The organism is Spiroplasma sp. Moj (genome assembly GCF_016082285.1).
GTDB classification, from domain to species: domain Bacteria; phylum Bacillota_I; class Bacilli_A; order Mycoplasmatales; family Mycoplasmataceae; genus Spiroplasma; species Spiroplasma phoeniceum.
Window position 1 is genome coordinate 1 of record NZ_MQTY02000065.1, and the last position, 5,872, is coordinate 5,872.

6 protein-coding genes are annotated in these 5,872 nt (G+C 25.0%); 2 read left to right on the forward strand and 4 right to left on the reverse strand.

Features of this window, described 5'->3' with window-relative positions; genetic code table 4:
- Positions 1–670: 670 nt before the first annotated feature.
- The 4 genes from hemW to BST80_RS03690 all read right to left on the reverse strand — a co-directional run bounded on the left by hemW (position 671) and on the right by BST80_RS03690 (position 3,046).
- Positions 671–1,741, reverse strand: a complete 1,071-nt coding sequence (gene hemW / locus BST80_RS03675; protein ID WP_415746009.1) for a radical SAM family heme chaperone HemW — start codon at positions 1,739–1,741, stop codon at positions 671–673.
- Positions 1,742–1,845: 104 nt separating this feature from the next.
- Positions 1,846–2,292, reverse strand: coding sequence for a hypothetical protein (locus BST80_RS03680; protein ID WP_415746010.1), 447 nt, complete (start codon positions 2,290–2,292; stop codon positions 1,846–1,848).
- 243 nt (positions 2,293–2,535) lie between these two features.
- Positions 2,536–2,658, reverse strand: a complete 123-nt coding sequence (locus BST80_RS03685; protein WP_415746011.1) for a hypothetical protein — start codon at positions 2,656–2,658, stop codon at positions 2,536–2,538.
- A gap of 127 nt (positions 2,659–2,785) precedes the next feature.
- Positions 2,786–3,046: a hypothetical protein gene (locus BST80_RS03690; protein ID WP_415746012.1), complete on the reverse strand. Its 261-nt coding sequence runs from the start codon at positions 3,044–3,046 to the stop codon at positions 2,786–2,788.
- Between the two features lie 152 nt (positions 3,047–3,198).
- Here BST80_RS03690 and BST80_RS03695 point away from each other — a divergent pair, with 152 nt between their 5' ends.
- Both BST80_RS03695 and miaA read left to right on the forward strand, forming a co-directional pair.
- Complete coding sequence (locus tag BST80_RS03695; RefSeq protein WP_415746013.1) at positions 3,199–4,215, forward strand: hypothetical protein; 1,017 nt, start codon at positions 3,199–3,201, stop codon at positions 4,213–4,215.
- A 264-nt stretch (positions 4,216–4,479) separates the two neighbouring features.
- Entirely contained in the window at positions 4,480–5,415 is a 936-nt protein-coding gene (miaA, locus tag BST80_RS03700; RefSeq protein WP_415746014.1) for a tRNA (adenosine(37)-N6)-dimethylallyltransferase MiaA, read from the forward strand.
- The last annotated feature ends 457 nt before the right edge of the window (positions 5,416–5,872 follow it).

Here is a 5,872-nt window from a genome sequence, read left to right on the forward strand (position 1 = left end):
ATTTGAATGTAGATGAAGCTGGCTTTTTCGGGTTAATTACGGGTAAAATATATTAATTTGTTAAGATTAAGATCCAGCTCNAAAAAAAAAAAAACAAAAAAAAAAAAAACACAAANAANAACAACAANTAGTTTCAGCTCATGTTCTCTCCTGTTCAGCTGCATCTACCCATCGCTGTTTATGGAGTTTTTTTGAGCAGAGTTCATAATTTTCAAGAAAATAAATAAGAACCTTTCCTAGGACTATAGCTCGAATGATATAATAAATATACCACATGAACTTAGAACATGAAAGGTTTGTCATGCTAAAGACGCGCAGTGTATATATCAGAACTATCACGAGGGATATCAAATATAAATTTGTTTTAATCTTTTTTTAAACGACATGTCAAAACGTGAAAAATATTACAAAACAGACATCAGAGCATCAGGAGTCTTTTAGAAAAATGGCAAAATCCACGTTTTTCAAGCATTCATTAAAATATTTTATTTTTAAATAAAGAAATAAATNAANGAAATANNAATAATAATAAAAATAAAATGATATGGAAAATAAGTTTTTAAATAACGCAATCCTTTTCTTTTATATGAGATATACATNTATTTTAAATATNTTNTNNANNAANTTNNNNANAACTAGGTTATGCAAGAAGTATATTATAGCATAAGTCTTAATCCATAATATTAACTAAAATATCATTTAAAATATTTAAACCTTGGCTTGTACAACGTAAATGATTATTATCAAAAACTAAATTATTTTTTTGTACTTCTACATCAATTTTCTTTTGATAGTAATCTACTGCTGCTTTTGCATCTCTAACCTTTGTTAAATCAATGCCATTTAAAACACGTAATCCCATCATTAAAATTTGAAAATAATAATCCTTTACCGACAATTCTGTTTTAGTTTGTGTTCAGTTAGCATATTTTCGCGAATTCTGTAATAAATAGTAACCATCATTATTAATAAAACCAGCTGCACTAGGGCCAAGCAGTCAAAAAGACTTATTAGTTCAATACGCTAAATTATGTTGTGATTTTTTGTTGTTATTAGTATAATTTGAAATTTCGTATCTTTCATAACCTATTTTAGTTAATGCAGTATTAATAATTTCATCAAATGCAATATCATACTCTGGTAATTTAAGTTTTGTTTTACCCCAATATGAATTTTTTTTTAAAATTAATGAATATCAACTAATATGATCAGGTTGTAATTTTTGAATCATTAACAAATCTTCCTCAATATCAGCTTGTGTTTGATCAAATAAATTATAAATTAAGTCAAACGAAATATTATCAAAACCTTCTTGACGAGCTAAGTAATAACTATTAACAACAGCAGCACTATTATGATAACGATTAACTTTTTTTAATAACTGATCATTAAAAGTTTCAACACCAATTGAAAGACGGTTAATCTGATATTTCTTTAAAAGTTGTAATTGACTTTTTGTAATTTTTTCTGGATTTAACTCAATTGTATATTCCATTATTGGGTTTTGCACAACTTTTTGTAATAGTTGTTCTAATTGATTATCATCTAAACTATTTGGTGTTCCTCCTCCCAAATAAATTGTTTTTAAAGCAAAATCAGGATGGGGTTGAGCAATCTCATGTGCTAATGAAGTTAAATATTCTTCAATCATTATTGGGCGTGATTTTTTAATTTTAAAAAAATCACAATAAAAACAAATATGGTCGCAAAAAGGAATATGTACATATAAATGTTCAATCATTGTTAATCCTCACTTCTTTTATATTTTAATAATATAGATTTATAATTTCAATTGCAACAATTATATGTTTTTTAATAATTAAATTAAAAGATTTCATTTAAAAATTAACCAACCTCAAATTCAATTATTTGCAAAAATGAATATTCACCATTATTAATAATCATTTCTTCCTTGTTTGGAGCAATAAAAAAGCAATAGTCAAAGTCATTCATTAATAATATGCTATTTTTAGTATATTTATTTATATTTGCAAACTTTGTTAATAATTTTACAGTAAAAGATTTTTCAGTTTTATTAATTAGATTAATTGTATTTCCAGAATCACTACTACTAGAACGATTAATCGATAATAGTTTTAGATTTGAATTTGTTTTACTGTTAAAAAAATTAATAATAGGTCTAAAAATTGAAGTGATATGAATTCCTTTTGAGTTTTGTTCTAAAACACTAGCAACTTCAAGTACCTTATCAAAAGTCGCTTGGTTCACCTTAAAAACCAAACGATGATTCTCATAATATGTTTCTAATTTAAAATAATGTCAAAACTCCATTACTATTTTTGCAAATTTCTCAAGCTAAAAATTAAAGAGATTTTTTTCTACTAAAACTTTAACCTCTTGTTCTAGTTTTATGGAAGTCCGCAAATGTTTAAATGGTAAACCTCCAAATATAAATTTTTCTACTGTCATAGTTCCAATTTTAATTGCAACATAAGAATCTTCGTACTCAGNTNNNTTTNNTANANTAGACTTCTTGCATAACCTATTAAAAATATTTACAATTATTTTAATAGGTTATGCAAGAAGTCTAATATTATGTTTAATTACTTCATTTTTATATGTGAAAAATCCAGCTAAAGTTAAATTATAAAATTCATAAATTCCAGTTCCATATTCTTGGCGATATTTTTTCATCATTTTTGCAACAGCAATTTTGTAAGTTTTTGAATAATGGTTATTAATTTTAATTGGTCTCGTTGGTTTTTTAGCTAAAACCAGAAAATTTAATTTTTCTTTAAGACAAAGTTGAATCTTTTTAGCTCAATTAAAGTTGAATCTTTTTAGCTCAATTATAAAAAGTTTGTTTTGACTTATAAAATAATTTAATTAAGCTATTTAGTGAATTTTCATATAAATAGTATTTCTGACATAAATTAAAATAATTAATGACATTTTGATAAATATAATTTATTTCTTTTGTAATTTTTTGTTGTAAATATCATTTTTTTATTTTTCGTTGTAATGAATATAATTCATTTTCAGTTGGAATGCTTATTACCATATACTTTTTCATTTTAATCTCCATTCTAATTTAAAGACTAAATCAGTGGTCTAAAATGTATATGGTTTTCACAGAAAAAAGATAATTTAATCTTGTTTTTTTATAAAAATGATATATTATTATTTGTAATTACACAATACCAAATGTGAAATTCTTGGTAAAGGAGATAAATAGGAATGAAAAAATTGTTCAGTGTCTTTGCTGCAATTAGCATCTTAGCTGCTCCGGTAACATACACAATTGGATGTAATCCAATCCCTGATTTACCTTATATTTCAGATAATCAAATTTTAGAAAATACTAAGAAAACTATTAATAGCCTTGTTTTGGATGAAAATAGTAAGGTTAACACATTATTTGATTATAATCTTGATACATGAGTAAAACCAACTTTTTTCCCAAAAGAAAATATTATGAATATTAATATTGAAAACAAAGATATTTTAAAACAAATGCAACTAACTATGTCGCAATTAAAAAAAATTCATAGTGAAGAAAATTTAGCAAAAGATAGTTTAGAATATATGAAAAAAAGTTTACTGTCATCGCGAGATTTAAGAAGTCAGCCGTGACCAACGGTTGTTGAGAAATATAATTGATATTTAGATCAAACAAGTAAAAATAAAACAGTAACTGATTTAGAAACTTTAGTATCTTATTATGATAATCCAATTTCAGAAAAATCAGATTTATATGACAAAAAACGTTGATTATATGTTGACCAACTGCGTAGTGAAAATGTAAAAGATTGATTTAAAGATTCTCATTCATGGACTTTAAATCCTACTAGCGCAAATTATAATGAAAACACAAAATTTGATCAAGGAATTTTTTATTATGTTTTACTTAACACTTACTTGCAAAAAGTGCAGACACATTATAATGTTCAATTAAAAAATATTTGAAAAGAATATAGCAACAAAAACGATAAAGAAAGCATTCAAAATATTATTAGTCATGATATTGCAGGAATCACTTTAACTTTTACGGTCTGAGATCCTGAAAAATGAACCAAATATTTTGTTGATGGCCATCCTGTTGTTAATAGTAACGAAAATATTTTTGAAAACTTACCAATTTTACCAATTGAACAAAAAATTGGAGTTAAATTAGTTGTTGCAAATATCTATGGAACAGTTTCTAGTTATTTAATCGGAAGTTTTGTAATTTCTAATTTATTAGGAATTGAATAAATGCGGTTTACCATTTTTTTAAAAAGAAATAAAATATGATAAAATATAATTGTCCGCAAGGACAGTTTTCTACGTTTATTATAACGTTAAGGTGTGTTTGGGGTTATTAACCGCTATATAAATCAGTAACTCTACACCCAAACACTTAAAGCGGTTCAGAGTTATTTTTAAAATAAAGTAAAGACTAACAGTTGAATGTTAGTTTTTTAATTTGAAAAAAATGAATTATCCGATAAAATTTATAAAGAGATTAGTGAGGTTTTGATGGTGCAGAAAAAAGTTATTTTAATTGTTGGTCCAACAGGAAGTGGTAAAACTGATTTATCAATTAAGATGGCTCAGCGTTTTAATGGGGAATGTATTAATGCTGATGCTACTCAAATTTTTAATGGGTTAAATCTTGCAACAAATAAAATAACACCATCTGAACAAGTTAGTATTTCACACCATTTATTATCAACAATTGATTTAAAGGAGAATTATTCCATTAAGATGTATCAACAAGAAGGGCGAAAAATATTAGCTCAATTATGAACTAAAAATAAGCTTCCAATTGTAGTTGGTGGTAGTGGGTTGTATATTAATGCACTATTAAAAAATTATCAATTTTCTGACCAGGGTCGTGATTTATTAAAGACAAAAGAATATGAACATATTTCTAATTATGCTTTGTGAGAAAAATTAGCAGCAATTGATCCGCAAGAGAGTAATAAAGTTCATCCTAATAATCGAAAACGTGTTTGGCGAGCATTAGAATACTATTTCCAAACCGGAACATTAAAATCAGTTAATGATCATCACCGTAATGAATGATATATTGAACCATATATTATTGGGTTATTACCAGATAAAACAGAACTTCATCAATATTTATCTGAACGGATATTACGATTAACAGAGCGGGGTTTATTTGTTGAAGTTGAAGCAGCATATAAATATTGCAATTATGATTCAGCAAAACAAAGTATGAAAATTATTGGCTGTCCAGAGATTATTCGTTATTTAAAAGGCGAGCTTTCATATGATGCAACATTAGCAACAATGGTTCAAGCTAATAAAATTTATGCTAAAAAACAAATAACATGATTTAAAAATCAATTAACAAATGTTCATTGATATTCATTTTCTTATTCACAGTTTGATGATCTTTGTCAACAAATTATGGTTGAATTTAAAAATAGTAATTATTTAAAATCATAATTTATTTTTTGTAAAGTAAATATGCAAGTAGGATTTTTAACCCTTATTAAGTTAATAATATATTTTTTATTAAAAATTGCAACTATTTTTTCAAAAAAAANNTANTTTTTTTAAATTATGTAGTTATTTCAGCACCACGAAAAATGATTTTTGTTAAAAATCTAAAATTAATAATTTAATTATTGAATATTTTGTAAAAATGCCTCTTTGGAGGACAATCAACCTAAACTCGGTCGTGGTTTTTCATTAATAATTTTCATAACTTTATTAATTTCTTTTTGAGTAATATTGTTAAAATCTGTTCCCTTAATAATTAATAGACTTCTTGCATAACCTATTAAAATAATTGTAAATATTTTTAATAGGTTATGCAAGAAGTCTAATTTATCAAACTAATAAAGATAACTACGAAGAATTTAAAGAACAAATTAAAGTAACAATCACTAGTTTTCATAAA